We start from the raw sequence: 24,131 nt of genomic DNA, 5'->3' as shown, positions 1-24,131 counted from the left end.
CTCAGGCGGCGGCAACCAGCATCGGGTCGGCTTCGAAAAGCTGTGCCGCCCGCGACAAGCGGCACAGATGCGCAGCCGCGTCGCGCGGCGCGATGCCCTGCGGCGTTTCCGCCGACAGCACGGCCTGATGGGCGTATTTCAGGGCGGCGGCATGCAGCGAATCGCAATCGCGGCCGTTTCTGAACAGCAATGCCTGCTGGCAGCACAGATCGAACTCTGCTGGATCGTTTCTCGCGGCGGCCTGGGACCAGCGCGCCAGCAGGGCCACGTCCGCGGCGTCGCCAAGGGTCACGGGCAGTCCGCGCAGCGCCCGCAATGCCGGATCGGCGCGCCATCCAGCGGGCCATCCGCCGTTGATGTCCAGCATGTCGCGCGCCAGTCGGGTGGCGTTCAAGTCCGGGAACACGGCCAGCGCAAGCCGAGCCAACCGGTCGCGGCGGACGGGGTGCCGCCGAAGTCCGCCGCGAAGGAACCAGTTTTCGCCCGTCACGCGGGTCAGGCCGGCTGCCAGATCAAGGCAGTCATCGGGGTCCAGACCGGCGCACCACGCGTCGGCAGAGGGTAGGATCGCCGTCACGAAGCGCGACAATGCGGCGCTCAGGGGGCGGTCCTGTCGGGCGCCCCTGCGCACGGGCTGCCATCCGCCTGTCTGTGCGATATGCAGCGCGGCCAGCGCGGCCAGTGTCGGCACGGCGCCTGTCCGGAAATCCTGATCCGCCGTCGAATAGCCCGTCTTGCACGGGAAAGACCCGTCTGGGCGCTGGCTGGCAATCACCTCGGCCATCAGTTCGGTGACGTCGTGACCGGGATCGATCAGCCGCAGGCAGAAGACCATCTGCGACATTGCCGTGACATCGCCCCTGTGCCGCGCCCAGTCGGCGAAGCGCAGCGCCTTCGCAAAGGCCTCGCCGTAGATGCGGGGATGGCTCAGACGCGGGCGCTGTTCACCGAAACGATAAAGCTGCATCAGGACGCGCGCGAAACTGTCGATCGCTGCGGCACACACAACCTCGTCGGGGATCGGCCTGCGAACCACCGCTTCGGCTTGCTCCATGAGGCCGGCATCGTCACGAGACCGTGTTGCGAGGCGGTCATGCACATTGGCTGTCGTATCATCCGTCAGCGCGCGGCGGGCCATCTGCCAAAGCGGGTCATCGCCTGCCACCAGCCGGCCGGCGACCACCAGTTCCCGATGCGCCGACCCCCCGCGACCTGCGAGGACGGCCTCGGATGCTGCCTGGACCAGCGGCAGCGTCATGCGACGCGAAGCAATTTCCTCCAGCGGAGACGTGCATCCTCGGAACCCGGACAGGGCCGGTGCGACAAGGCCCGCCCCGGCAAGCGCACCGATCGCCGGGTGATCCGGCGCGATCGGATCCGGCAGATCCATCACTCGCTGGCGGACCCATTCCAGCGCGCGGACGGACAGGAGCCGCATCAACTGCTGATAGGGGGCATCAAGTGGCATCGTGATTCAACCCAGTTCGAGCCGGTAGGGCCGGGCGGATCGGCCCAGTCATGGAAGCAAAACGATATGATCCGGTTTCATGACAGTTTCCGCGCTTCTGTCGGGAAAGCAACTGCCGTCCCGCCGCTATTCTATTAGATTTTTAAAGCTGTGGAAATTTATCGACATGTTCATTCTTTCGAGCGGATGGAGGCCGCAAGGTCTGTTGCGATGTCCCGGCCGCTTGTCCAATTGCGCAAGGCGCCCCGGCACGGTAAATGCGCATCCATGAACAACCGCCCCGAACTTCCGCCCGAAATCGCTCGCCGCCGGACCTTTGCGATCATCTCGCATCCCGACGCCGGCAAGACCACGCTGACCGAAAAATTCCTGCTCTATGGCGGCGCCATCCAGATGGCCGGGCAGGTGCGCGCCAAGGGCGAAGCGCGTCGCACGCGGTCCGACTTCATGAAGATGGAACAGGATCGCGGAATTTCCGTATCGGCCTCGGCGATGTCGTTCGATTTCGACGGATACCGGTTCAACCTGGTCGACACGCCCGGCCACAGCGATTTCTCCGAGGATACCTACCGCACTCTGACGGCGGTGGATGCGGCGATCATGGTGATCGACGGCGCCAAGGGCGTGGAAAGCCAGACCCGCAAGCTGTTCGAGGTGTGCCGCCTGCGCGATCTGCCGATCCTGACCTTCTGCAACAAGATGGACCGGGAAAGCCGGGACACATTTGAAATCATAGACGAAATTCAGGAAAATCTGGCGATCGACGTTGCGCCGGCCAGCTGGCCGATCGGGGTCGGGCGCGACTTCATCGGCTGTTACGACATGCTGAACGACCGGCTGGAGCTGATGGACCGTGCGGATCGGAACAAGGTCGCCGAATCGATCGAGATCAATGGCCTTGATGACCCCGGGCTGTCGGATCACGTCCCCGCGGAACTGCTGGAAAAGCTGCGTGAAGAGGTCGAGATGGCGCGCGAGCTGTTGCCCGCCTTCGATCGCAACGCGTTTCTGGAAGGCCACATGACGCCGATCTGGTTCGGCAGCGCGATCAACAGCTTCGGTGTACGCGAACTGATGAATGGCATCCGCAGCTATGGCCCGCCGCCGCAACCCCAGTCCACAGCCGAGCGCCAGATCGCACCCGAGGAAGTTCCGGTCACCGGCTTTGTCTTCAAGGTGCAGGCCAACATGGACCCCAAGCACAGGGACCGAGTCGCCTTCGTCCGTATGGCGAGCGGGCATTTCGAGCGCGGCATGAAGCTGACCCATGTCAGGTCGAAGAAGTCGATTGCGGTCAGCAACCCGGTGCTGTTTCTGGCGGCGGATCGCGAGCTGGCCGAAGAGGCGTGGGCCGGGGACATCATCGGCATCCCCAATCATGGCCAGCTGCGAATCGGCGACGCGCTGACCGAGGGAGAGCCGCTGCGGTTCACCGGAATTCCGTCCTTTGCGCCAGAGTTGCTGCAATCGGTGCGCGCGACCGATCCGATGAAGGCCAAGCATCTGGAAAAGGCGCTGATGCAGTTCGCGGAAGAAGGCGCGGCAAAGGTCTTCAAGCCGATGATCGGCTCTGGCTTCATTGTCGGCGTGGTCGGGGCGCTGCAGTTCGAGGTCCTGGCCAGCCGGATCGAGCTGGAATACGGCATCCCGGTGCGGTTTGAAGCCTCGCAGTTCACCAGTGCGCGGTGGGTCAGCGGCCCCAGGGACAAGGTCGAGGCATTTGCGAACGCCAACAAGGGCCACATGGCGCAGGACCACGACGGCGATCTGGTCTTCATGACGCGCCTGCAGTGGGATATCGACCGGATCGAGCGCGATCACCCCGAGCTGAAGCTGACCGCGACCAAGGAAATGATGGTCTGAGGCTGCTGCGCCTCAGGCGAACTGCATCCCGTCCAGCGGGTTCCCCTGTTCGCCGACCGGGTGGCACCAGACGCGAAAGCCTTCCAGCGTATGCTGGCCGAAGCTGTTCATCAGCGGCACGTCGGCCGCGTCCTGGCCACGGGCGACCACCACGCGGCCGATGCGGCGCTGGTTGTTGCGCGGGTCGAAGGTCCACCATTTTCCGCCCAGGAAAACCTCGATCCACGCCGCGAAATCCATGGGGTCGGGCTCCTCGGGAACGCCGATATCGCCGACATAGCCGTTCACATAGCGGGCGGGAATGTTCAGCGCCCGCAGATACCCCAGCGCCAGATGCGCGAAGTCGCGGCAGACGCCCACCCCTTCGCGCTGCGCGTCGGCCGCAGTGCGCGTGGACCGTGCCTGCAGATAGTCGAAACGAATGTGGCGATGAACGTGATCGACCACGGCCTGCACCCGGTGCCAGCCGCGCTCGGTCTGCCCGAACAGGTCCCAGGCCTGCTGGCTGAGCAGGTCGGTCTCGATGTAGCGAGAGCCGGTGAGGAATTGCAGCGCTTCGTCCGGCAGGGCCTCGACCGCCCACTCATCGGCATCTTCATCGACCGGATCAAGCGCGCCATCGTCATGCAGGGTCACGTCACCGCGCAGCGAAAACCGCCCGGCCGGAGCGATCATGCGCAGGCAGATATTGCCATAACCGTCGAAATAGCTGTGCACCGGGACCTGCGGGATGGTGGTCACCGATTCGGGCCGGACAAAATCGCCATGCCGCGACACATGCGGCGTCACCATGCAGATAAGCGGCGTATCCTGGGCCGCGGCGATGGTGATCTCGTGTCCGACCCGGATCAGCATCAGGCGACCGTGGCGTCCAGACTGATTTCCGCGTTCAGCAACTTGGAGATCGGGCAGCCTGCCTTGGCTTGCTGCGCCAGCTCCTCGATCCTGGCCTTGTCGCCGTCACCCGAAATCCGCGTCTCAAGATGCGCTTTTGTCACCGAGAAGCCCTCGCCATCCTGCTCAAGCGTGATCTTCGAGGTGGTCTGGATGCTGATGCCGGTGATGCCGGCCTCTTCGAGCATCTTCGACAGGGCCATCGAGAAACACGCCGCGTGAGCCGCGCCGACCAGTTCCTCGGGATTGGTGCCGGGCTTGTCATCGAACCGGTTGTCGAAGCCGTAGGGCTGCTCGGACAAGGCGCCTGACTGCGTCGAGACCGTGCCCTTGCCGTCCTTCAATCCGCCCTGCCACCTGGCCGAGCCGTCGCGCGTGAAATGGGCCATGTTGATGCCTCCTGTTGCGTTTCCCAAACTGCCACCCCAACGCCGGGTGGCCAGCAAGGTTTCAGGAAGCCCGCGAATATTGGCGGGTCTCAGGCGCGATTGCCCGAAAACAGGCGCTGATGTTCCGATATTGCGTATCGGTCGGTCATTCCCGCGACGTAATCCAGCACCACGCGTGCGCGATGCGTGTCGTCCGGGGCGTTCTGGGCGATGTCGCGCCAGCTGGCGGGCATCTGTGCGGGATCAGTCAGGAAAAGCGGGAACAGATCGTTCAGCATCGCGGTGACGCGGCTGCGCTCATCGACCACCGATGGCGCGCGATACATGCGCGTGAACAGGAATGACTTGATCGCCTTGATGTTCTGGTAAAGCGGTTTGGAGAACCGGATGATCGGCCCGTCCATGTCGCGGATGTCCTGGGCGGATTGAGGCTGCAACCCGGCAAGCCGGTTCTGGGCGACCGCGATCACATCCTCGACCATGACGCCGAACACCCGCCGCAGCGCCTCGTGCCGCCGTCGCATCCGGTCCAGCCCTGGGTGGATGCTGTCCACCTCGGCGAAGGCGGGGCCGATTACCGGAAGTTCGGCCAGCTCTGCCTCGGTGAAAAGCTCTGCCCGCAGCCCGTCATGCAGGTCGTGGTGATTATAGGCGACATCGTCGGCGACCGCGGCCACCTGCGCCTCGGCACTGGCGTTGCTGTGCAGTTCCAGGTCCCAGGCCTCGTTCACCTCCTCCAGCGCATAGGGCAGCGGGGGCGGGACCGGGCCGTTGTGCTTGGCGATGCCCTCCAGGGCCTCCCATGTCAGGTTCAGCCCATCGAAATCGGCATAGTGGCGTTCCAGCCGTGTCACGATCCTCAGCGCCTGCGCGTTGTGATCGAAGCCCCCGTAAGGCGCCATCAGCGCGGCCAATGCGTCTTCGCCGGTGTGGCCGAAGGGCGGGTGTCCAAGGTCGTGGGCCAGTGCGACGGTCTCGGCCAGGTCGGTATTCAGTCCCAGCGCGCCGGCGATCGTGCGGGCGACCTGCGCGACCTCGATCGTGTGGGTCAGCCGGGTGCGGAAATAGTCGCCGCGATATCTCTTGCCGTCATGTTCGACGAAGACCTGGGTCTTGTGCTTCAGCCTGCGGAACGCGCTGGAATGGATGATCCGGTCGCGGTCGCGCTGCCAGGGCGACCGGAAAGTGGACATGCGTTCGGGCCACAGTCGGCCATGGCTGTCTTCGGGGTGGCAGGCATAGGGCGCGGTTGCGGACACGTGAGGCGGCTTTCCTTGCGAGAACGGCCCGGAAACCCTATATTCTGCACCCTAGGACGAAAACGGGAACGCCCCATGAACCTGCCGCCAAAAGTCACCGAACGCGCCTTTGCCCGTCTGGCCGAGATCAATGACGGGACCGAGATACGTCCGCTGCGGGTCGCGGTCGCCGGGGGCGGCTGCTCGGGTTTTCAATACGATATCCGGCTGGATCAGGCCGCCGATGACGACCTGGTGCTGGAGCAGGGTGGACAGCGCGTCGTCGTCGACCCGGTGTCGCTGCCTTATCTGGCCGGCGCGACAATCGACTTCACGGACGAGCTGATCGGGGCGCGCTTCGTGATCGAGAACCCGAACGCCTCCTCCAGCTGCGGGTGCGGCACGTCCTTCTCGATGTAGGTCCGGTGACGGGCCATATCCTGCTGCGCTTTGCGCTTCATCAAAAAGCCCTACATAACGACAGGTTCCGCGCGACGGCAGATCTGCTAGGATAGTGACCATCCGAGGTTCTCGTTGCAGCCGATCGTGGTGATGTCTTGTCCGACGTCAGCGTAGTCTCAGCCCCGTCGTCACGCCCCGCGCCCCTGGCCTCCGAGCTGGAGTTGCTGACCGCAATCCGTTTCTTCGCGGCCTTCTGGGTTTTTGCCTTCCACTTCTGGAGCTGGTTTGGCGTGCCGTCGGTCGGGATCTGGCGGGCCGCAGGGTCGGGCGCACGCGATGTGGATCTGTTCTTCGTGCTGTCCGGGTTCGTGATCTTCCATGTCTATGGCCAGAGAGCGACCGGCCGCGCGTTCGGTTTCGGGCAGTTCATGTGGCGACGCATCGCGCGCGTCTATCCGTTGCACATGGCCATGATGCTGGTCTGGCTGGTGATGCTTCTGGGTCTTGCCGCGTTCGGGTTCGCGTTGGGACGCCAGGTCAATCTGTGGGACGTGATCGCCACCGCGCTGCTGATCCAGTCCTGGCACGTCACCGACGGGCTGATCCTGAACGGCGTCGCCTGGTCGGTCTCGGCCGAGATGACGGCCTATCTCGCCTTCGGTGTTCTGATGGTCTTCTGTCGCGAGCCGCCCGGCTGGCGTTTCTGGCTGGTCGCGCTGGTCGTATCGTCCGCCGTCGCGCATGCGGTCGCGCGAAGCCAGGGCTATGCGGGCTTCATGCATCCGACGTGGCAGTTTGGCGGGCTGCGGATCCTGCCCAGTTTCGCATTGGGGGTGCTGACGCGCCTGGCGGCCGACCATGTCGGCACCCGGCCTGCCGCGTGGATCGGGCTGGCGGCGCTTGCCGGGCTGTTCTTTGCCGTGCAGGACCCGAATGCCGACTATGTGCTGCTTCCGCTGTTCGCGGCGCTGATCCTCGCCGCTGCGCGGCTGTCGCCGCTGCTGGCGCGCGCGCCGGGCGTCGGGGTGCTGGTCTATCTGGGCGAGATTTCGTATTCGACCTATATGGTCCACGCACTCATCCTTCTGCTTTACGCCAATATCGGCCAGCGCCTGTTCGGCTTCTGGGACTCGATCCCGAAGACGATCCATGCATCGGTCGTCTTCGCGATCATCATCGCGGCATCGGCGTTCAGCTATCACGTGATCGAGCAACCTGCGCGCCGCTGGCTGAATCGCCAGTGGACCCGGCGCTTTGCCGCGGGGTCCGCCGGGGAGGCCGCAAGATGAAGATCGCCAGCTTCAACATCAACGGCATCAAGGCGCGCATCCAGGCGCTGACCGACTGGCTGGCGGGGGCCGACGCCGATCTGGTCGTGCTGCAGGAGATCAAGTCTCTGGACGAAGGGTTTCCGCGTGACCATTTCGCGGATCTTGGCTGGAATGTCGAAACTCACGGTCAGAAGGGCTTCAATGGTGTTGCCATCCTGTCCCGGCTGCCGCTTGAGGATGTCACCCGCGGTCTTCCCGGTGACGACGGGGACGAACAGGCCCGCTATATCGAGGCAACCGTCGTTGGCGACCACGCGGTGCGGATCGCGGGGCTTTACCTGCCCAACGGGAATCCGGCGCCAGGTCCGAAATATGACTACAAGCTGGCATGGATGGATCGCCTCAGGACGCGTGCCGCCGCGTTGCTGGCCAGCGAGATGCCGGTCGTGCTTCTGGGCGACTTCAATGTCATCCCCGAGCCGCGCGACGCCGCACGTCCGGAAAAATGGGCGGATGATGCGCTGTTCCTGCCGCAAAGCCGGGCGGCATTGCGGGCGATCCAGTGGCAGGGCTGGACCGATGCGATTCGCATCCGCGATCCCTGGTCGGTCCGCGGCCCCTTCACGTTCTGGGACTATCAGGCCGGTGCGTGGGGCAAGGATGACGGAATCCGCATCGACCATTTGCTGCTATCGCCGCAGGCTGCCGATCTGATGGTCGATTCCGGGGTTGATCGCGACGTCCGGGCGGCCGAGAAGCCAAGCGATCACGTGCCGGTCTGGGTGCGACTGGCCGCCTGACGCAGAGGCAACAGGATTTTCATCCCCTCTGTGTCGACGGCGCGCACGGCTTCGGCGACGGATGAAATGGTGAAACTCCTGCGCGCGCGCCGCGATCGACCTTGACGAGCGGGTCGAGAGGGGCAGGGTCGTCGTGCTGCAATCGGTCTGGAAAGACGGGCCTCGTGGCATCGTCTGACCGGCAGGCAGGGTCCGGTCCTAGAGCACAAGCACGCCGGAATGCTTGGCCTTGTGATCGGGTTCGACATGAATGGTGATATGCGCCTCGTCCAGCATGGCGCGCAACGACTGTTCGATCCGGTCGCAGATGGCGTGGGCCTCGTCCACGGTGGTCTGACCATCGACGACCAGATGGAAGTCGATGAACGTGACCCGGCCGGCGTGCCGGGTGCGCAGATCATGCGCTTCGATCGCGCCGGTCGCCCGGTCCGAGATGATCGCCCGGATGTCCTCCAGGGTCGCCTCGGGCACGGCTTCGTCCATCAGTCCGCTCAGCGACGCGGCCATCACCTTCCAGCCCGACCACAGGATGTTCAGCCCGACAAGGCCGGCCAGCAGCGGGTCCAGCACCGTCCAGCCGGTCAGGACCGCCAGCGTCACGCCGATCAGGACCGCTGCCGAGGACACCACATCCGACAGAAGATGCCTGCCATCCGCGACCAGGGCAGGCGATTTGAGCCGGCGCCCCCGCGAGATCAGAACCCAGCACCAGATGGCGTTCAGGACTCCGGCAGCGGCGTTGACGGCAAGCCCGTCGAAGGGCGCATCCAGAACCGGCGGATCGCGAAAACCCAGCCATGCCTCGCGCATGATCAGCAGCGCGGCGACGATGATCATCACGCCTTCCAGCACGGCGCTGAAGAATTCCGCCTTGTGATGGCCGTAGGGATGGCCCTGATCGGCGGGCCGGGCCGCGACCCGTATGGCGATCAGCGCCGCCGCCGCCGTCGCGACGTTCACCATGCTTTCCAGCGCATCCGACAGCAGCGCCACCGAACCGGTCATCAGCCAGGCCAGAATCTTCAGCAGCAGCACCGCGATACCGACGGCGATGCTGCCAAGCGCGATTTTGACGGTTTCGGTCATCCGGGATCGCCCTGCCGCCGCGACCATTCGCGGAGTTGCGGCCGCGTTTCGCCGATCGCGACCCGAAACTCAACCTCGAAGAGGCGGGGAAGCCCTGCTCGCGGCACGGCGGATGCCGCCCAAGGGAAGGAATCCTGAGGGCTCACGACGCCCGACGGGGTGATGCGGCCGAGTTGTCAGTCGTCGTCCCGGCCGTCGTTGTCATCCCCGAAGCGCGCATCATCGTCATACTCGTCCTCGCCCTCGTTGACGTATTTCGCGCTGAGCGAGATGGAATGATTGTCGTGGATCGGGTCCATGACGACGTCCGAGGGGATTTCGCCGGTCAGCCATTCGCGCAACTCTTCACGCACCTCCGAGGGCTCCTGTCCGGTCAACTCGGCCAGATAGGTGACGAAGGCGCGCTGGTCTCCGTCGATCTCGTCCAGGTCGGCCTCGTCAGCCTGGGGCCATTTGTCCTGTATCGCCTCGTAGAAGGCGGACCAGTTTTCCTGAACGTGATGCCATTTCATCTAGTAGCTCCTTGGCAGACTCTGCTGAAACCACTGCGCGGTTCCGGTGATGTCTTCGCCGACACCGGCGACGGTATTGCAGCCGGCCAGAAACGCACAGGCCAGAAGGATCGTTGCAACTGCTCTCATTCTTTTGCCTCCTGCCACCAGACCTCGGGCATGAAGCCTGGCCAGTCCCCGTAAAGAGGTGTTTCCTCAGGATAGTGCAGCCGCGCAGAATGGGCCAGACGTGAGATGGGAGAGAAGCTGACCGGGATCACATAGCGTCCCGCCGTCAAGACCCGGTCCAGCGCGCGCACGGCCGAGGTGAACTCTTCATTGGAGCGCGCCTCCAGGATGGCCAAGACCATCGCCTCGGCGGCGGGGTTGTTCATGCCCATCCAGTTGCGGCTGCCGGGCAACGTGATGCCATCGGCGCCCCAGTACAGCATCTGTTCATTGCCAGGCGACAGCGACAGCGCGCGTTCATACCAGGTCATGTCGAAATCGTAATTGTTGGTGCGCTGAACGAACTGCGCCGAATCCAGCAAGGTCAGACCCGGGGTGATGCCCAGATTGCGCAGCGCCTCCAGATAGATATCGACGATCTGCTGGGTTTCCGAGGCCGTGCGCATGGCGCTGCCGGACTGGTTCAGCAGGATCTCGAAGCTGAAGGGCTTGCCTTTTTCGTTCTTCAGCGCGCCGTCCTGAACGGTCCAGCCCGCCTCTTCCAGCAGCTTCAGCGCCTTGCGCAGGGCGGCGCGGTCCAGCGGCCGGTCGCTGCCTTCGGGCAGGGTATAGCCCTCAAGCGCGCCTGGCGGCAGGTCGGCCGCGAAAGGCTCCAGCAATTCGCGGACGCGACCTTCGGCCGGACCCGGCCGCATCGCCAGCACCGAGTTCGAGAAATACGAGGTGATGCGCGGGTCCTTGCCGCCGTTCAGGGTGTTGTTGATGAACTGGAAATTGAACGCCTCGATCAATGCCTGCCGGACGCGCCAGTCCGCGAAGATCGGATTGCGGGTGTTCATCACCAGCCCCATGATGCCCGAGGGGCGTTCGTTCGGGATCTCGGACTTGACGACCTTGCCTTCGGTCATCAGGGGAAACCCGTATTCGCTGTCCCATTTCTGGGCGGAAAGCTCGCGCCAGACGCTGACCTCGCCGGCCTTGAACGCCTCGAACATGGCATTGGCGTCGCCGAAATAGTCATACCGGATCTCGTCAAAATTGTTCAGTCCGCGGTTCAAGGGAAGATCCTTGCCCCAATAATCGGGGTTGCGCCGGAAGCTGACCGACCGACCCGGATCGACCGTGTCGATCACGTACGCTCCCGATCCGATCGGCGGCTCAAGCCCGGATTCGCTGAAATCCTGGCCGCTCCACTGGGCCTTCTTCAGGATCGGGCGCATCCCCATGAGCATGGCAAGTTCCCGGTCGGGCTCGGTGAACGTGAACCGGACGCTGCGTTCGCCGGTCTGTTCCATCGTTGCGACCTTGGACCATGCGCCCAGGTAGCGCGGATGTCCGATCGTCCCCAGGGTCTTGTAGGACCACATCACATCCTCGACGGTGACGGGTGAACCGTCCGAGAACCTGGCCTCGGGGCGCAGGGTAAATTCGACCCATTCGCGCCCCGGCGCGGCCTCGACGGTTTCGGCCAGCAGGCCATAAAGCGTAAAAGGCTCGTCAATCGACCGGAACATCAGGGTCTCGGCGATGTGAACGCCGACGCCCCACGCGGCATTGCCTTTCAGAACCCAGGGCTTGAGCGAGTCGAACCCACCCGGCTCGGCCAGGCGAATCACGCCCCCCTTCGGGGCGTCGGGATTCGCGTAGGGCAGGCTGGCAAACCCGTCCGCAAGCGCAGGTTCTCCATACATTGCAATGCCATGGGCGGGTTCTGCGGGGCTTGCCAGCGGCATTGCTGCAACACCGAGCAGGGCAAGCAGCGCCACCGGCAAGCCGCGTTTGATCGCGCATTTGTTAAGGTTTTTGAAGATTCGCATCGCCGCCTGCCTCGTCGTTCCTTGTTTGCCCGCGATTTCAACAGGCTCGGTCGGGACGCGTCAATGCCGCCCCGAACTTCGGTGTTGGACTCGGGCGGGGAGTCGCGTATAAATAAGACACTGCTCGATAGGTTTCTTGCCTGTATGAAACCTGCCTCATGACTTGCGCCCGCCTTGTGCGGGCGCCTTTTTTTTGCTCGCCGCCCATTCCGTCGGGCAGACATGCGGGAACAGCGCGCCCGTGTCCAATCAACAATGCCGCGATGCGGCGACAGACGCGGTTTTATTGCTGCGCCCGCCTGCGCCGCTGTTTAGGCTGCGCGGGAAGCAAAGGATGATTTGGGGGAACCGATGTTCGAGAAATTCCTGACAGGCAGGACCGCCGTGGTGACCGGGTCGAATTCCGGGATCGGGCTGGGCGTGGCGCACCGACTGGCGAAGGCGGGTGCGGATCTGGTGCTGAACAGCTTTACGGATCGCGACGAGGATCATGCGCTGGCCGAGGAACTGGCCGGTCAGCATGGCGTGAAAGTCCGCTATGTCCGTGCTGACATGTCGAAAGCCGAAGACTGCCGCGCGCTGATCCGGCAAGCCGGGCGCTGCGATATCCTTGTCAACAACGCGGGCATCCAGCACGTCGCGCCGATCCCGGATTTCCCGGTCGAGAAATGGGACGCGATCATCGCGATCAACCTGTCATCGAGTTTTCACACCACGGCCGCCGCACTGCCGATGATGCGTGAGGCGGGTTGGGGGCGGATCGTCAATATCGCGTCGGCCCACGGCTTGACGGCCAGTCCCTTCAAATCGGCCTATGTCGCGGCCAAGCATGGCGTTGTCGGGTTCACGAAGGTGACGGCCCTGGAAACGGCGCGCGAGCAGATCACCTGCAACGCAATCTGCCCGGGCTATGTGCTGACGCCGCTGGTCGAGGCGCAGATCCCGGATACGATGAAGGAATACGACATGAGCCGCGAGGACGTCATCAAGAACGTCATGCTGCAGCGCCAACCTTCCAAGGAATTCGCGACTGTCGAGGAACTGGGCGACACGGCTGTCTTCCTGTGCAGCGACGCGGCGGCCCAGATCACCGGGACGACGATCAGCGTCGATGGCGGCTGGACGGCGCTTTAGCCACGAGGCTGCGTCGCAGCCACGGCGGCGGGATGAGGAGGAGGGGTCCATCATGCGACCCCTCCGGTCCTTCAGGCAAGCACCCTCTCGATCGCCGCCACGTCGGCCCCGTTCAATGTCTTGGCGACCTCCTTGGCGAGGCGCTGTTCAAGCTGCTTGTGATATTTCTTGCGCATCTGACCCAGGGTTGCCGGATCAGCCACGATGGCCAGTTCGTCGGCCTTCTGTCGCAGGACAAGATTGTTCAGGTACTCCGCCAGTCCCGTCGCGAAGGCGGCCTCGTCGATATCGCGTGTCGATTCCGCGACCAGTTCTCCGTCGGTGAAATCCTGTTGGGTCAGGTGCCGAGTCTGTTCCAGCTCAAGACCGTGGCGCGCGCGGTTGCGGAACAGCGTCGCGGAATGGCCATCGGCGACGACGACCAGCGCGTTACGAGACAGCATGACGTTCTCCTTCTGCCGGGGTTGCAGGTGTCAACGCGTCGAGCCTATCTCAGTTGCAGCCCACGCAGAAGCGGTGGATCCGCGACACTGCCTCGGCAAGCTGTTCGTCGCTGGTCGCATACGAGATACGGAAATGTGGGCTGAGGCCAAATGCCGCGCCCCATACCACGGCCACGCCGGTCTCATCCAGCAGTGCGTTGGCGAAATCCTCGTCGTTCCGGATCGTCGTTCCGGCCGCGCTGGTCTTTCCGATCAGTCCGGCGATCGAGGGATAGACATAGAAGGCGCCCTGGGGTGTGGGGCAATCGAGCCCGGGACAGTCGTTCAGCCCTGCCACCACCAGATCGCGACGCCGCTGGAAAACCGCGCGGCTTTCGGTGATGTAATCCTGCGGTCCGTTCAGCGCAGCCTCGGCGGCATATTGGCTGATCGAGCAGGGATTCGATGTCGATTGCGACTGCAGCTTGGCCATCGCGCGGATCAGCGGCTCGGGCCCACCGCCATATCCGATCCGCCAGCCGGTCATCGCATAGGCCTTGCTGACCCCGTTCATGGTGAGGACGCGATCCTTCAGGCGCGGCTCGACCTGGGCGGGGGTGGCGAACTGGAACGCGTCGAAGACCAGATGCTCGTAGATATCGTCCGAGAGAATCCAGATGTCGGGATGGCGCAGCAGAACCGTGGTCAGCGCCTGGATGTCGGCGCGCGAATAGCCCGCGCCTGACGGGTTCGAGGGGGAATTCAGGATAAGCCATCGGGTGCGGGGCGTGATGGCCGCCTCCAGTGCCTGCGGCGTCATGCGGAACCCTGTGTCGATGCCGCACTCAACGATGACCGGTGTCCCGCCGCACAGCAGGACCATGTCGGGATAGCTGACCCAGTAGGGCGCCGGAATGATGACTTCGTCGGCCTCGTTCAGCGTGGCCATCAGGGCGTTGAACAGGATCTGCTTGCCACCGGTGCCGACGGTGATCTGCGAGGGTGAATAGTCGAGGCCGTTCTCGCGGGAGAACTTGGCGCAGATGGCGCGTTTCAACGATGCGGTTCCGTCCACCGGCGTGTACCGTGTATGGCCCGCGTCAATGGCGGCCTTTCCGGCCTCGCGGATATGTTCCGGTGTATCGAAGTCCGGCTCGCCCGCCGACAGTCCGATGATGTCGCGGCCCTCGGCACGCAACTGGCCTGCGCGTGTCGTCATGGCGATGGTGGGCGACGGCTTGATCCGGGTCAGCCGGTCCGCGAGAAAGCCCATGTGAACCTCGTGGGTTTGTGCTGCATGCGCTTATGGATTACGCTGCGGCGCAACGGGCCACAAGCGAGGGGATCATGGGCGAACAGGGTTTTGGAGAAGACAAGGCGACACTCGGCGACCGGCTGACCGCCGCGCGCGAAAGTGCAGGGCTGAGCGTCGAGGACCTGGCTGCCGGGCTGGGCGTGCGGCTTGAGACGATGCAAGGCTGGGAGGCCGATCAGGCCGAGCCGCGCGCCGTGTTGCTGGGACGCCTGTCGGGCATGCTGGGTGTACCGCTTGTCTGGCTGCTGACCGGGCAGGGGCAGGGTCCGCAGGCCGAGGACGGGTCGGCCCACGCTACCCGCAACGAGCTGCGCGAACTGCGACGCCTGCTGGCAGAGGCGGCAAGCCGTGTGGACCGCCTCGAGGAGTTGCTCGCGAATGGCTGAAATTCCTGAGACGGCCGAGCTTCGCCTGCGACGGCTGAAGATGCGCAGCTGGCGCCGCGGGATGAAGGAGATGGACCTGATTCTCGGGCCCTTCGCCGACGGTCCGCTCACGAATCTGAGCGAAGACGAATTTGCAGCCTACGAAGCGCTGCTGTCCGAGAACGATCAGGATCTTTACCTGTGGATCACGCGCCGCGTGACGGGCGACGCACATCCCGATCGGGGACCCGCCGGGCTGTCGCCTCTGCTGGAACGGATCGCTGCGCATGCCTCGGGGCGTTGGGCGGAGCAAGGCTGAAGCGCCGTCAACGGGCGGCTGCGATTCGTCAGCGGCCCGAAAGGACCGCAACCGCGGGGCTTCCTGTGCCAGGAAACTGTTCAATTGTCTGATTAACCGAAGATTCGCTTTTTTGTCGCATGATCGTGATCGAGCAGAACCTGACAGGACAGATTTCCCGATGTTGAGCAACATGCCCCAATTCGAGCGACAAGTATATGACCGCTCCCGAAACGACGAGGCCGCCGATACGGCCGAAGCCTATCTGGAATCCCTGCAGTTGCTGGAACGGATGCACCGGCTGATGCTTGATCTGGTCAAGGACGAGTTCGAGCGACTTTGCCGCAATGACCTTACGCCGGTCCAGGCGCTGATCCTGTACAACATGGGCGAGTCCGAGGTGACGGCCGGCGAATTGCGATCGCGTGGAATGTACCAGGGCTCGAATGTCAGCTACAACCTGAAGAAGCTGGTGACGATGGGCTATGTCCATCACGAGCGTTGCGACATGGATCGCCGTTCGGTCCGTGTGCGCCTGACCGATGCCGGCCAGGAGGTGCGCCTGCTGGTCCAACGGCTTTTCCTGCGCCACGCCGAAGGTCTGGCGATGTCCGGCGTTCTGGACGATCCACCCCTGGAGCAGGTGAACCTGCAATGCCGGCGGATCGAACGCTTCTGGTCCGAACAGATCCGCTATATCTACTGAATTCCGGGTTTCTGCTGCGACCGGAACGGGGCGGGGGCACCAATGCTCCCCGCCCGCCCGGTTCCGGCAATTCGGGCGTGATCCTGATCTGGGCGTTCGGCGGATGGCCCGGGCCGGTTGGCGGGAAACCAGCCAGCCGTGCGTGCCAGCTGATTACCAGTGCCCGGTATTTTCCATGCTGGCCCAGGGTTCTTGCGGCGGCAGGCTGTCACCCTCCTGCAGAAGCTCGATCGAGATGTTGTCAGGGCTGCGCACGAAGGCCATGTGCCCATCGCGCGGCGGGCGGTTGATGGTCACGCCGGCGTCGCGGAGCTTCTGGCACATTTCGTAGATATTGCCGACGCGATAGGCCAGATGGCCGAAATGCCTGCTGTCCGAGGGCAGCCCTTCGTCGCCGTCCCAGTTGTAGGTCAGCTCGACCGGGCACTCGGGCTGGCCCGGCGGTGCCAGAAAGACCAACGAAAATCGTCCCTTTTCGTTGTCGATGCGACGAATTTCCTCCAGGCCCAGCAGTCGGAAGAACGCGATCGTCTTGTCCAGATCCTTGACCCGGACCATCGTGTGCAGATAGCGGATGTCCATTCTGGCTTCCTTTCAAAGTGGTCGCGGGACGGGGCACGCCCGCCGAAATCGCCCGACATTCGCATATTGCGGCGGCGGTGACAAACCGTCGAGCAGAGGGACGGCGCGCGCCGTGCCAGGTCGCACGGCCGGTCTTGCTCTTGCTGTCCGAGGGCGGTGAGGCTAGACGATTGGCCTGCGAACCAGTGGACCGAACCGTGCCAAGCATTTTCACCAATGACGAGCTCCGCAGTTTTCATTCCCTCGCAGACGCGGCCGAGATCAAGGCGGGAGGCATTCGCGGAAATCCGGAAGTCTGGACTATTAGAGGTCGCGTTCTCTGCGGAAGTCACTCCAATATCAACGGAACCCTTGACGCCCGCGGCGTGGTGCGGATCGGAAGATACTGCGCGTTTGGCAGATATCTTTCGCTGCTTTCCGGGAACCATCGGACGGACATGCCGAACCAGCAGGTCAGCTTCAACAAGCGGTTTGGGTTCGCCCCAGCCGTTGAAACCAAGGGGCCGATCGAAATCGGCCACAATGTCTGGATCGGTGACAAGGTCAATGTTCTTTCCGGTGTCCAGGTCGGCCATGGCGCCGTCATAGCCGCCGGCGCTACGGTGACCCGGACCGTCCCTGACTTCGCGATCGTGGGCGGCTCGCCAGCCAGGATCATCCGCAAGCGGTTCAGCGACGATGTCATAACCCAGATGCTTCAGATCAAGTGGTGGCACTGGGACGACGAGCGGATCAAGAGAAACAGGGCCTTCTTCGAGACCGCTCTGCAACACGACCAGGAATATGACCTGCTGTCGGTCGTGGTCGACTGAACGCGCCCCCGGACGATCGACGGCCCAGGCTCAGCCCAGCAATTCCGCCACGATCTTGCGAACGATGGGCCGTGCTTCGCCCTGCGTCATGCCGGGACGCAGGCGCGGATCGTACAGGATCTTCAGCAGCAACTCGTCATGCCTGGTCAGCAGTGCGAACTCTTCGTCGTCGTTGAAGATCGAGGGCCGGGCCGCGGGGCTGTCATTCGCCAGCCCCATGCCCTGCGCAAGCTCTTCGTGGATGCAGGAGCTGCGCAACAGGCTGGGCAGTTCTGCCCTCATCAACGCGACCGCACGGACATAGGCGCTGGAATGCCCGCGGGAATAGGCGAATACCGCACAGTAGTTTTGGGGGTCGAGGTCGCGCAGCGCAATCCTGTCCTGCTGCGGCAACTCGGGCACCAGGCGTTCCAGCAGCGGCAGGATGTTGCGGCGCTCATCCTCGTTCAGGACCAGCACGAGGAAATTTCCGTCCGATCCGGTCAGCCCCACCGGGTGACCGGTCGCCCGCGTGAGGCGTCCCGCGAAGGAGGCGACCTCTGCGCGATAGGCCCGCCGCAGCGCGGTATCGGCGGACGGCCCGAATTCCAGCTGGATGCTGACCGCATCCGTCCAGCGTCGCAGCGGGGCGTCGCGGGCATCGGCCACAAGCCGATCGCCCTGTCGGCTGTATTCGTCGCGCAGCGCGATTTCGATGAAGTTGCGCACCAGCAGAGCGGCATCGATCGGCGCGTCCATCGGCACGCGGTCCCGACGCAGCCTGCCCTGCGCCAGAAGGTCCCGTTCGGCACTCGCATATTGCGCCCGGCGGGTCTCGCTTGTCGCGCTGGCACTGGCTTGAACGACGGCGGCGGTCGCGTTGACGGCCTGGTTCCGTTCAGCGCGTGCCTTGCGAAGTTCGGCCTGGCTTGGGCCATCGGGCTGGGCTGCGGGCATCGCCGGTCGCGGTAGCGGCGGCACCGGAGCGATGGTCGTGTTGCCCGCGCAGCCAGCCAGAAACAAAGCCAGTCCAAGCCATGCCGGCCGATGCAACCGCGCCGGGATCATCGCGGTCCTGTCCGGTCCACGGCCGTTCCTTGGCGCCTGGCGCTGGCCGAAGCCAGCGCCGCGCGAAGTTCGGCCTCCATCCGGCTCATGTCTTCCTCGGCCGCTGCGCGACGTGCGCGACCCTCGTCCGCGATCCGCAGACTGTCCTCGATCGTGGCGATCAATTCGGCATTGGCTGTCCGCACGGCCTCGATGTCGAAAACGCCGCGTTCGGTCTGGGTGCGGATCTGACTGTTTGCCTGGCGCAGATTCTCGGCGTTGCGGGTCAGCAGGTCGTTGGTCAGGTCGCTGGCTTCCTTGACCGCCCGCGCGGCCTCGGCGCTGCGCTGGATGGTGACGGCCTGCGCGAGTTGGGTTTCCCACAGCGGAACGGTGTTCACCAGCGTCGAATTGATCTTTGTCACCAGCGACTTGTCGTTTTCCTGAACCAGCCGGATCGAGGGCAGCGATTGCATTGTCACCTGCCGGGTCAGCTTCAGGTCATGGACCCGGCGTTCCAGATCGTCACGGACGGCGCGCAGGTCGCGCAGTTCCTGCGCCTCCATCACCTGATCGGCCTCGCCGGTGGCGGCGATCCGGGCCTCCTTGGCGGGGATGACCTCGTCGTCCAGTTCGCGCAACTTGGCGTCACCCGCCGCGATATACAGGGCAAGCTGGTCATAAAAGCCAAGCGTTCGATCATACAACAGGTCCAGCGCCTTGATATCCTTCAACAGGCGCTGCTCGTGTGCTTCCAGATCCGATGTCACGCGATCAATCTGCGTCTGCACCCGTTCGTAGTTGGAGACGAACTTCGCGAACGGTGCCGAGCGGCCGAGGAGTTTTTCCCACCAGCTGCGGCTGCGACGCATGTCCAGTTCCGACGTGGAAAAACCGCGGATCGTTGTCACGATCTCGCGCAGGCTCTCGCCGGCGGGTCCGACATCCTTGTTCTTGACATCGGCCAGCATCTTCTGGCTGATTTCCTGCAATTCCGCCTGTGCGCGCGTGCCGAAGCGCACGATCGAGCCGCTGTCGCCGAGATCGATCTCGTCCATGCGCTTGCGGATTTCCGCGCGGGCGGCGGGATCGCCGGAATCCAGCGCGACGGGCTCTCGTCCGGGTTCGGGCAGCACCACCGAGGTCACGTCCTCGATGGCCTTCTGAGCAGCCTCGGCGCGGCGCCGTGTGTCTTCGGTCATGGACCCTGTTCCCTTCGCGCGGCCGGGCGAACTGCGCTCGCCTCGGCCTTTCGTGTTGCACCGCAGCATAGGCTGATTCGTGCGGCTTTCAACGGCGACAGGGGGCGAAAGTTTCGCCCCCTGCCAGTCTCGCCATCGTCTGTGTGGCGCTTTTGCCGCAACGCCCTGATCGGTCAGGCCGCCTTTTGCGTTGGCCCGAAACGACCATAGAAGCTCTGGCCCTTTTCGGCCATCTCGCTCAGCAGTTCCGGGGTCTGGAAGCGCTTGCCGTGGCGTTCCGCAAGGCCGTCGCAGATCTGCGCGGCACGGGCGGCGCCCAACATGTCCAGCCAGCCAAAGGGCCCACCACTCCACGGTGCGAAGCCCCAACCCAGGATCGCGCCGACATCGCCTTCGCGGATATCCTCGAGAACGCCGTCCTCCAGCGCCCGAACGGCCTCCAGCGTCTGGGCGAACATCAGGCGGTGCTGAACCTCGGTCAGATCGGGCTGTTCCTCCGCCTGCGGATATCTGGCCGCAAGACCGTCCCAGAGATCCTGCCGCTTGCCCTTGTCATCATAGACATAGAAGCCGGCGCTGGACTTGCGTCCCAGGCGGCCCTCGTCGGCCATCCAGAACAGCACCTCGTCCACGGCCTCGTCGGGATAGGCGTCACCCATCGCGGCGCGCGTGGCCTTGGCGATCTTCACACCCAGATCGATCGAGGTCTCGTCGACCAGTTGCAGCGGACCCAGCGGCATGCCCATCATCTTGGCGGCGTTCTCGACCAGCACCGGATTCACGCCTTCGGCCACCATCCGCACGCCCTCGTTGATGTAGGGAATGATGCAGCGGTTGGCATAGAAGAAGCGCGCGTCGTTCACGACGATCGGCGTCTTGCGGATCTGCCGGACGAAATCCAGCGCCTTTGCGACGGCGCGCGGACCGGTCTCGCGCCCCTTGATGATCTCGACCAGCAGCATCTTGTCCACGGGGCTGAAGAAGTGGATGCCGATGAACTGCTCGGGGCGGGCGCTGGCGCGTGCCAGATCGCTGATCGGCAGGGTCGAGGTGTTGGTGGCGAAGATGGCATCCTTTGCGATCACCGCCTCGGCCCTCTTGGTCACGTCGGCCTTGATCTGCGGATCCTCGAATACCGCCTCGACCACCAGATCGCAGCCTTCGAGGGCGGCGTAGTCGGTGGTGGGCAGGATGCGGCCCAGAATCTCGGCCTTCTTGTCCTCGGTCGATTTCTTGCGGCTGATCGCCTTGTCCAGCAGCCCTTCGGAATAGGACTTGCCTTTTTCGGCGGCCTCCTGCTTGGCGTCGATCAGCACGACTTCGATACCGGCCATGGCGCTGACATGGGCGATTCCCGCACCCATCATGCCGGCGCCAAGGACCCCGAGCTTGCGGACCTTCTGATCCGCTTCGTCGGGGCGGTTCGCGCCTTTTTCCAGTGCCTCCTTGTTGATGAACAGGCTGCGGATCATCGCCGCAGACGAGGGGTTCATCAGGACATTGGTGAACCAGCGCGCCTCGATCCTCAGCGCCTGGTCGAAGGGCACCAGCGCGCCTTCGTAGACGGCCGACAGCAGGGCCCTGGCTGCCGGATAGACGCCCATCGTCTTGCCGTGCACCATCGCGGATGCACCCACGAAGGTCATGAAGCCCGCCGGGTGGAACGGTTCGCCGCCCGGCATCTTGTAGCCCTTCTGGTCCCATGGCTTGACCAGATCGCCGTCCGAAGCGTTCAGCACCCAGTCCCTCGCGGCGGCGACGGGGTCATCGACCACCTCGTCGATCAGGCCGGCGGCCTTGGCCTTTTTCGGATCGCTCAGCTTGCCTTCCAGCAGGAAGGGCGCCGCCATCATCGCGCCCAGCTTGCGCGACAACCGCGTGGTGCCGCCCGCGCCCGGGAAGATGCCCACCATGATTTCCGGCAGGCCGATCTTGGCCTTCGGATTGTCGGCGGCAAAGATGCGATGCGTGGCCAGCGGCAGTTCCAGCCCGATCCCCAGTGCCGTGCCGGGCAAGGCCGAAGCGATGGGCTTGCCGCCCTTCAGCGTCTTGGGATCCATGCCCGCACGCTCGATCTTGCGCAGCGCGTGGTGCAGGGTCATGACGCCGTCGAACACGCCCTGCGCGCCGCCTCGTTCCTTCATCCCGGCGATGACGTTCAGATCCATTCCGGCCGCGAAGTCGGGCTTGCCGCTGGTGATGACGATGCCTTTCACGGCATCATCGGCCAGCGCGTCGTCGATCAACGCGTCCAGTGTGCCGGCGCCGTCCATCGACAGCACGTTCATGGATTTTCCCGGCACGTCCCAGGTGATGATCGCGACGCCGTCGCCGCCTTTTTCCATCGTGAAATCGGTCATCTGGTCTACCTCACACGCGCTCGATGATGGTTGCCGCGCCCATGCCGGACGCGATGCACAGGGTCGCCAGACCCACGTTCTTGTCCTGCCGCTCAAGCTCGTCCAGCAGCGTGCCGATGATGATCGCACCGGTCGCGCCAAGCGGATGACCCATGGCGATGGCGCCGCCGTTCACGTTCACCTTGTCGGGGCTGACCTGGAACGCCTGCATGAAGCGCAGCACGACGCTGGCGAAGGCCTCGTTCACCTCGAACAGGTCGATGTCGCCTATCGACATGCCGCTGTCCTTCAGGATCTTTTCGGTCACCGGAACCGGGCCGGTCAGCATGATCGTCGGGTCGGTGCCGATCTTTGCGGTGGCCCGGATGCGAGCGCGCGGCTTCAGGCCATGCGCCTTGCCGAACGCCTCGTTCCCGACCAGCACCGCCGCCGCGCCGTCCACGATCCCGGACGAGTTCCCTGCATGGTGGATATGCTCGATATGCGCAAGATGCGGGTATTTCAACATGGCCACCTTGTCGAAGCCGGGCATCGTCTCGCCCATCTCCTTGAAGGCGGGTTTCAGCTTGGCCAGGTCCTCGCGGGTCGTTCCAGGGCGCATGTATTCGTCGCGGTCCAGGATGGTCAGCCCGTTCTGGTCCAGCACCGGCACGATCGACTTGTCAAAACGTCCCTCCTGCCAGGCCTGCGCGGCGCGGCGCTGGCTTTCCAGCGCCAGCTTGTCGGCGTCCTCGCGGGTGAATCCGTATTCGGTCGCGATGATGTCGGCGCTGATCCCCTGAGGCACGAAGTATGACTTCATCGCCAGGCTGGGATCGACCGCGATCGCCGCGCCGTCGCTGCCCATCGCGACACGTCCCATCATCTCGACCCCGCCGGCGATATAGGCCTGGCCGGCACCGCCCCTGATCTGGTTGGCGGCAAGGTTCACCGCTTCCATACCGCTGGCGCAGAAGCGGTTGATCGACAGGCCCGGGATGCGCTCGTCCAGATCGGATGCCAGAACGACCGAGCGAGCAAGGCATCCGCCCTGCTCCTTGACCTGCGTGACATTGCCCCAGATCACATCCTCGACCGCGTGGCCCTCGAGGCCATTTCGTTCCTTGACGGCGTTCAGCAGGCGCGCGGACAGCGCCAGCGAGGTCACCTCGTGCAGGCTGCCGTCGGGCCTGCCTTTGCCGCGCGGCGTGCGCGCAGCGTCATAGATAAAGGCATCAGTCATGGGTCCTCCTTCGCTGCCCGGTCGGAAGGATTGCCGGGCATCAGGTCATAGGGATGTTTCCAGCCGGGCAGGGCGGCGATGCCGTCCAGCCAGCGGTCGATATTGGGCCACTGCTTGCGGTCGAAGCCGAACGGCTCGGGGTAGAACAGGTATCCGCAACAGGCGAAATCCGCGATGGTCGGTGCTGTGTCCGCGACCCAGTCACGGCCTTCGAGGTGATCGTCCAGCAGCTGGTAGGTCGGCTTCAGTCGCCCTTGCAGATAGTCGATGCCGCCCTGTGGCCGCCTGGCGGCAGGCAGGAAGTTCATCAGGAAGCGAACCGGCCCGGCCTGTCCCGAAAGCCGGTGGTTGTCGAACATCAGCCAGCGCAGGGTCTCGTTGCGGTCGGAACCGAGAAACTGGCCGGTCCGCTCCGCGACATGCAACTGGATCACGGCGGACTGGGTCAGTGTCAACGCGCCTTCGCGGAACACCGGAACCTCGCCCATCGGATTGATGGCCCGAAATTCCGGGCCGCGCGCCTCGCCGTTGAAGAAATCGACATAGACGGGCGCCCAGTCATAGCCCGCCAGTTCCAAGGTCAATGCCGCCTTGTAGGCATTGCCGGATTCGCCAAAGCACCAGAGTTGCGCCGTCATTCGTCCTCCTCGACCGGCGCGGCTGCGCGCCCGCCGCACCATCTCAGGGCATCGCCACAACGCAGAAGGGGACGAAGCAGCCCTTCTTCAACCGTCGCCTTCAAGGCCTTCGGGGCACATGCTACGCGCTTTTCCGCGGGC

Annotated in this window: 25 protein-coding genes; 9 read left to right on the top strand and 16 right to left on the bottom strand. The window is 64.2% G+C overall.

The window, feature by feature from the left end; translation table 11 throughout:
- Position 1: 1 nt before the first annotated feature.
- Positions 2–1,468: a hypothetical protein gene (locus L1965_RS04615; RefSeq protein WP_235755236.1), complete on the bottom strand. Its 1,467-nt coding sequence runs from the start codon at positions 1,466–1,468 to the stop codon at positions 2–4.
- A 267-nt stretch (positions 1,469–1,735) separates the two neighbouring features.
- Between L1965_RS04615 and L1965_RS04610 the strand changes: the two genes are divergently transcribed.
- Positions 1,736–3,331: a peptide chain release factor 3 gene (locus L1965_RS04610; protein ID WP_235755235.1), complete on the top strand. Its 1,596-nt coding sequence runs from the start codon at positions 1,736–1,738 to the stop codon at positions 3,329–3,331.
- 12 nt (positions 3,332–3,343) lie between these two features.
- On the opposite strand, the gene L1965_RS04605 is transcribed toward L1965_RS04610, so the two are convergent.
- The 3 genes from L1965_RS04605 to L1965_RS04595 form a co-directional block, all read right to left on the bottom strand.
- On the bottom strand, positions 3,344–4,186 hold the full coding sequence (locus L1965_RS04605) for a transglutaminase-like domain-containing protein (RefSeq protein ID WP_235755234.1): 843 nt from the start codon (positions 4,184–4,186) through the stop codon (positions 3,344–3,346).
- Complete coding sequence (locus L1965_RS04600) at positions 4,186–4,614, bottom strand: OsmC family protein (RefSeq protein ID WP_235755233.1); 429 nt, start codon at positions 4,612–4,614, stop codon at positions 4,186–4,188. Before L1965_RS04600 ends, L1965_RS04605 begins: the two co-directional genes overlap by 1 nt.
- An 89-nt stretch (positions 4,615–4,703) precedes the next feature.
- Positions 4,704–5,873 carry a deoxyguanosinetriphosphate triphosphohydrolase gene (locus L1965_RS04595; protein WP_235755232.1) on the bottom strand — a complete coding sequence of 390 codons (1,170 nt, stop codon included), beginning with the start codon at positions 5,871–5,873 and terminating at the stop codon, positions 4,704–4,706.
- Positions 5,874–5,948: 75 nt separating this feature from the next.
- Between L1965_RS04595 and L1965_RS04590 the strand changes: the two genes are divergently transcribed.
- The 3 genes from L1965_RS04590 to xth all read left to right on the top strand — a co-directional run bounded on the left by L1965_RS04590 (position 5,949) and on the right by xth (position 8,325).
- Complete coding sequence (locus L1965_RS04590) at positions 5,949–6,272, top strand: HesB/IscA family protein (RefSeq protein ID WP_235755231.1); 324 nt, start codon at positions 5,949–5,951, stop codon at positions 6,270–6,272.
- Positions 6,273–6,409: 137 nt separating this feature from the next.
- A complete protein-coding gene (locus L1965_RS04585; RefSeq protein WP_235755230.1) occupies positions 6,410–7,543 on the top strand; it encodes an acyltransferase family protein in 1,134 nt (377 codons plus the stop codon).
- Complete coding sequence (gene xth, locus L1965_RS04580) at positions 7,540–8,325, top strand: exodeoxyribonuclease III (RefSeq protein WP_235755229.1); 786 nt, start codon at positions 7,540–7,542, stop codon at positions 8,323–8,325. The genes L1965_RS04585 and xth overlap by 4 nt, the downstream gene beginning before the upstream one ends.
- 198 nt (positions 8,326–8,523) lie before the next feature.
- On the opposite strand, the gene L1965_RS04575 is transcribed toward xth, so the two are convergent.
- From L1965_RS04575 to L1965_RS04560, 4 genes are all read right to left on the bottom strand, one after another.
- Positions 8,524–9,411: a cation diffusion facilitator family transporter gene (locus L1965_RS04575; RefSeq protein WP_235755228.1), complete on the bottom strand. Its 888-nt coding sequence runs from the start codon at positions 9,409–9,411 to the stop codon at positions 8,524–8,526.
- 176 nt (positions 9,412–9,587) lie between these two features.
- Positions 9,588–9,923, bottom strand: coding sequence for a hypothetical protein (locus L1965_RS04570; RefSeq protein WP_235755227.1), 336 nt, complete (start codon positions 9,921–9,923; stop codon positions 9,588–9,590).
- The gene (locus L1965_RS04565; protein WP_235755226.1) at positions 9,924–10,052 is read right to left on the bottom strand and encodes an entericidin; all 129 of its coding nucleotides are present in this window, start codon (positions 10,050–10,052) and stop codon (positions 9,924–9,926) included.
- Positions 10,049–11,908, bottom strand: coding sequence for an extracellular solute-binding protein (locus L1965_RS04560; RefSeq protein WP_235755225.1), 1,860 nt, complete (start codon positions 11,906–11,908; stop codon positions 10,049–10,051). The genes L1965_RS04565 and L1965_RS04560 overlap by 4 nt, the downstream gene beginning before the upstream one ends.
- Positions 11,909–12,259: 351 nt before the next feature.
- Here L1965_RS04560 and L1965_RS04555 point away from each other — a divergent pair, with 351 nt between their 5' ends.
- Entirely contained in the window at positions 12,260–13,042 is a 783-nt protein-coding gene (locus L1965_RS04555; RefSeq protein WP_235755224.1) for a 3-hydroxybutyrate dehydrogenase, read from the top strand.
- A gap of 71 nt (positions 13,043–13,113) precedes the next feature.
- On the opposite strand, the gene L1965_RS04550 is transcribed toward L1965_RS04555, so the two are convergent.
- Both L1965_RS04550 and L1965_RS04545 read right to left on the bottom strand, forming a co-directional pair.
- Complete coding sequence (locus tag L1965_RS04550) at positions 13,114–13,485, bottom strand: baeRF12 domain-containing protein (RefSeq protein ID WP_235755223.1); 372 nt, start codon at positions 13,483–13,485, stop codon at positions 13,114–13,116.
- Positions 13,486–13,534: 49 nt separating this feature from the next.
- The gene (locus L1965_RS04545) at positions 13,535–14,737 is read right to left on the bottom strand and encodes a pyridoxal phosphate-dependent aminotransferase (RefSeq protein WP_235755222.1); all 1,203 of its coding nucleotides are present in this window, start codon (positions 14,735–14,737) and stop codon (positions 13,535–13,537) included.
- A 32-nt stretch (positions 14,738–14,769) separates the two neighbouring features.
- Here L1965_RS04545 and L1965_RS04540 point away from each other — a divergent pair, with 32 nt between their 5' ends.
- The 3 genes from L1965_RS04540 (at position 14,770) to L1965_RS04530 (ending at position 16,148) form a co-directional block, all read left to right on the top strand.
- Complete coding sequence (locus L1965_RS04540) at positions 14,770–15,165, top strand: helix-turn-helix domain-containing protein (RefSeq protein ID WP_235755221.1); 396 nt, start codon at positions 14,770–14,772, stop codon at positions 15,163–15,165.
- Between the two features lies 1 nt (position 15,166).
- Positions 15,167–15,463, top strand: a complete 297-nt coding sequence (locus L1965_RS04535; protein WP_235755600.1) for an FAD assembly factor SdhE — start codon at positions 15,167–15,169, stop codon at positions 15,461–15,463.
- A 172-nt stretch (positions 15,464–15,635) separates the two neighbouring features.
- Complete coding sequence (locus tag L1965_RS04530) at positions 15,636–16,148, top strand: MarR family winged helix-turn-helix transcriptional regulator (protein ID WP_439332046.1); 513 nt, start codon at positions 15,636–15,638, stop codon at positions 16,146–16,148.
- Positions 16,149–16,301: 153 nt separating this feature from the next.
- On the opposite strand, the gene L1965_RS04525 is transcribed toward L1965_RS04530, so the two are convergent.
- Positions 16,302–16,730 (bottom strand): VOC family protein, encoded by a 429-nt coding sequence (locus tag L1965_RS04525; protein ID WP_235755220.1) that lies wholly within the window; start codon positions 16,728–16,730, stop codon positions 16,302–16,304.
- A 140-nt stretch (positions 16,731–16,870) separates the two neighbouring features.
- On the opposite strand from L1965_RS04525, the gene L1965_RS04520 reads away from it, so the two are divergent.
- On the top strand, positions 16,871–17,542 hold the full coding sequence (locus L1965_RS04520) for a CatB-related O-acetyltransferase (protein ID WP_235755219.1): 672 nt from the start codon (positions 16,871–16,873) through the stop codon (positions 17,540–17,542).
- Between the two features lie 30 nt (positions 17,543–17,572).
- Here the strand turns inward: L1965_RS04520 and L1965_RS04515 are convergent, their stop codons facing one another.
- The 5 genes from L1965_RS04515 to L1965_RS04495 form a co-directional block, all read right to left on the bottom strand.
- Positions 17,573–18,589 carry a DUF2927 domain-containing protein gene (locus L1965_RS04515; protein ID WP_235755218.1) on the bottom strand — a complete coding sequence of 339 codons (1,017 nt, stop codon included), beginning with the start codon at positions 18,587–18,589 and terminating at the stop codon, positions 17,573–17,575.
- A complete protein-coding gene (locus L1965_RS04510; RefSeq protein WP_235755217.1) occupies positions 18,586–19,770 on the bottom strand; it encodes a toxic anion resistance protein in 1,185 nt (394 codons plus the stop codon). Before L1965_RS04510 ends, L1965_RS04515 begins: the two co-directional genes overlap by 4 nt.
- 173 nt (positions 19,771–19,943) lie before the next feature.
- Positions 19,944–22,130 carry a 3-hydroxyacyl-CoA dehydrogenase NAD-binding domain-containing protein gene (locus tag L1965_RS04505; RefSeq protein ID WP_235755216.1) on the bottom strand — a complete coding sequence of 729 codons (2,187 nt, stop codon included), beginning with the start codon at positions 22,128–22,130 and terminating at the stop codon, positions 19,944–19,946.
- 10 nt (positions 22,131–22,140) lie between these two features.
- On the bottom strand, positions 22,141–23,352 hold the full coding sequence (locus tag L1965_RS04500; protein WP_235755215.1) for an acetyl-CoA C-acetyltransferase: 1,212 nt from the start codon (positions 23,350–23,352) through the stop codon (positions 22,141–22,143).
- Positions 23,349–23,990, bottom strand: coding sequence for a glutathione S-transferase family protein (locus tag L1965_RS04495; protein WP_235755214.1), 642 nt, complete (start codon positions 23,988–23,990; stop codon positions 23,349–23,351). Before L1965_RS04495 ends, L1965_RS04500 begins: the two co-directional genes overlap by 4 nt.
- Positions 23,991–24,131 lie beyond the last annotated feature (141 nt).

The sequence above is a fragment of the Paracoccus salsus genome, assembly GCF_021556615.1.
In the GTDB taxonomy this organism is placed as follows: Bacteria; Pseudomonadota; Alphaproteobacteria; order Rhodobacterales; family Rhodobacteraceae; genus Paracoccus; species Paracoccus salsus.
This window is presented reverse-complemented; position numbering and strand designations above follow the sequence as displayed.

Coding starts and splice junctions, on each gene's coding strand:
- L1965_RS04565 (WP_235755226.1), bottom strand. CDS start 10,052: ATGAGAGCAGTTGCAACGATCCTTCTGGCCTGTGCGTTTCTGGCCGGC.
- L1965_RS04495 (WP_235755214.1), bottom strand. CDS start 23,990: ATGACGGCGCAACTCTGGTGCTTTGGCGAATCCGGCAATGCCTACAAG.
- L1965_RS04540 (WP_235755221.1), top strand. CDS start 14,770: ATGGATTACGCTGCGGCGCAACGGGCCACAAGCGAGGGGATCATGGGC.
- L1965_RS04515 (WP_235755218.1), bottom strand. CDS start 18,589: ATGATCCCGGCGCGGTTGCATCGGCCGGCATGGCTTGGACTGGCTTTG.
- L1965_RS04505 (WP_235755216.1), bottom strand. CDS start 22,130: ATGACCGATTTCACGATGGAAAAAGGCGGCGACGGCGTCGCGATCATC.
- L1965_RS04615 (WP_235755236.1), bottom strand. CDS start 1,468: ATGCCACTTGATGCCCCCTATCAGCAGTTGATGCGGCTCCTGTCCGTC.
- L1965_RS04530 (WP_439332046.1), top strand. CDS start 15,636: ATGCCCCAATTCGAGCGACAAGTATATGACCGCTCCCGAAACGACGAG.
- L1965_RS04545 (WP_235755222.1), bottom strand. CDS start 14,737: ATGGGCTTTCTCGCGGACCGGCTGACCCGGATCAAGCCGTCGCCCACC.
- L1965_RS04555 (WP_235755224.1), top strand. CDS start 12,260: ATGTTCGAGAAATTCCTGACAGGCAGGACCGCCGTGGTGACCGGGTCG.
- xth (WP_235755229.1), top strand. CDS start 7,540: ATGAAGATCGCCAGCTTCAACATCAACGGCATCAAGGCGCGCATCCAG.
- L1965_RS04510 (WP_235755217.1), bottom strand. CDS start 19,770: ATGACCGAAGACACACGGCGCCGCGCCGAGGCTGCTCAGAAGGCCATC.
- L1965_RS04575 (WP_235755228.1), bottom strand. CDS start 9,411: ATGACCGAAACCGTCAAAATCGCGCTTGGCAGCATCGCCGTCGGTATC.
- L1965_RS04570 (WP_235755227.1), bottom strand. CDS start 9,923: ATGAAATGGCATCACGTTCAGGAAAACTGGTCCGCCTTCTACGAGGCG.
- L1965_RS04610 (WP_235755235.1), top strand. CDS start 1,736: ATGAACAACCGCCCCGAACTTCCGCCCGAAATCGCTCGCCGCCGGACC.
- L1965_RS04560 (WP_235755225.1), bottom strand. CDS start 11,908: ATGCGAATCTTCAAAAACCTTAACAAATGCGCGATCAAACGCGGCTTG.
- L1965_RS04605 (WP_235755234.1), bottom strand. CDS start 4,186: ATGCTGATCCGGGTCGGACACGAGATCACCATCGCCGCGGCCCAGGAT.
- L1965_RS04525 (WP_235755220.1), bottom strand. CDS start 16,730: ATGGACATCCGCTATCTGCACACGATGGTCCGGGTCAAGGATCTGGAC.
- L1965_RS04550 (WP_235755223.1), bottom strand. CDS start 13,485: ATGCTGTCTCGTAACGCGCTGGTCGTCGTCGCCGATGGCCATTCCGCG.
- L1965_RS04590 (WP_235755231.1), top strand. CDS start 5,949: ATGAACCTGCCGCCAAAAGTCACCGAACGCGCCTTTGCCCGTCTGGCC.
- L1965_RS04600 (WP_235755233.1), bottom strand. CDS start 4,614: ATGGCCCATTTCACGCGCGACGGCTCGGCCAGGTGGCAGGGCGGATTG.
- L1965_RS04500 (WP_235755215.1), bottom strand. CDS start 23,352: ATGACTGATGCCTTTATCTATGACGCTGCGCGCACGCCGCGCGGCAAA.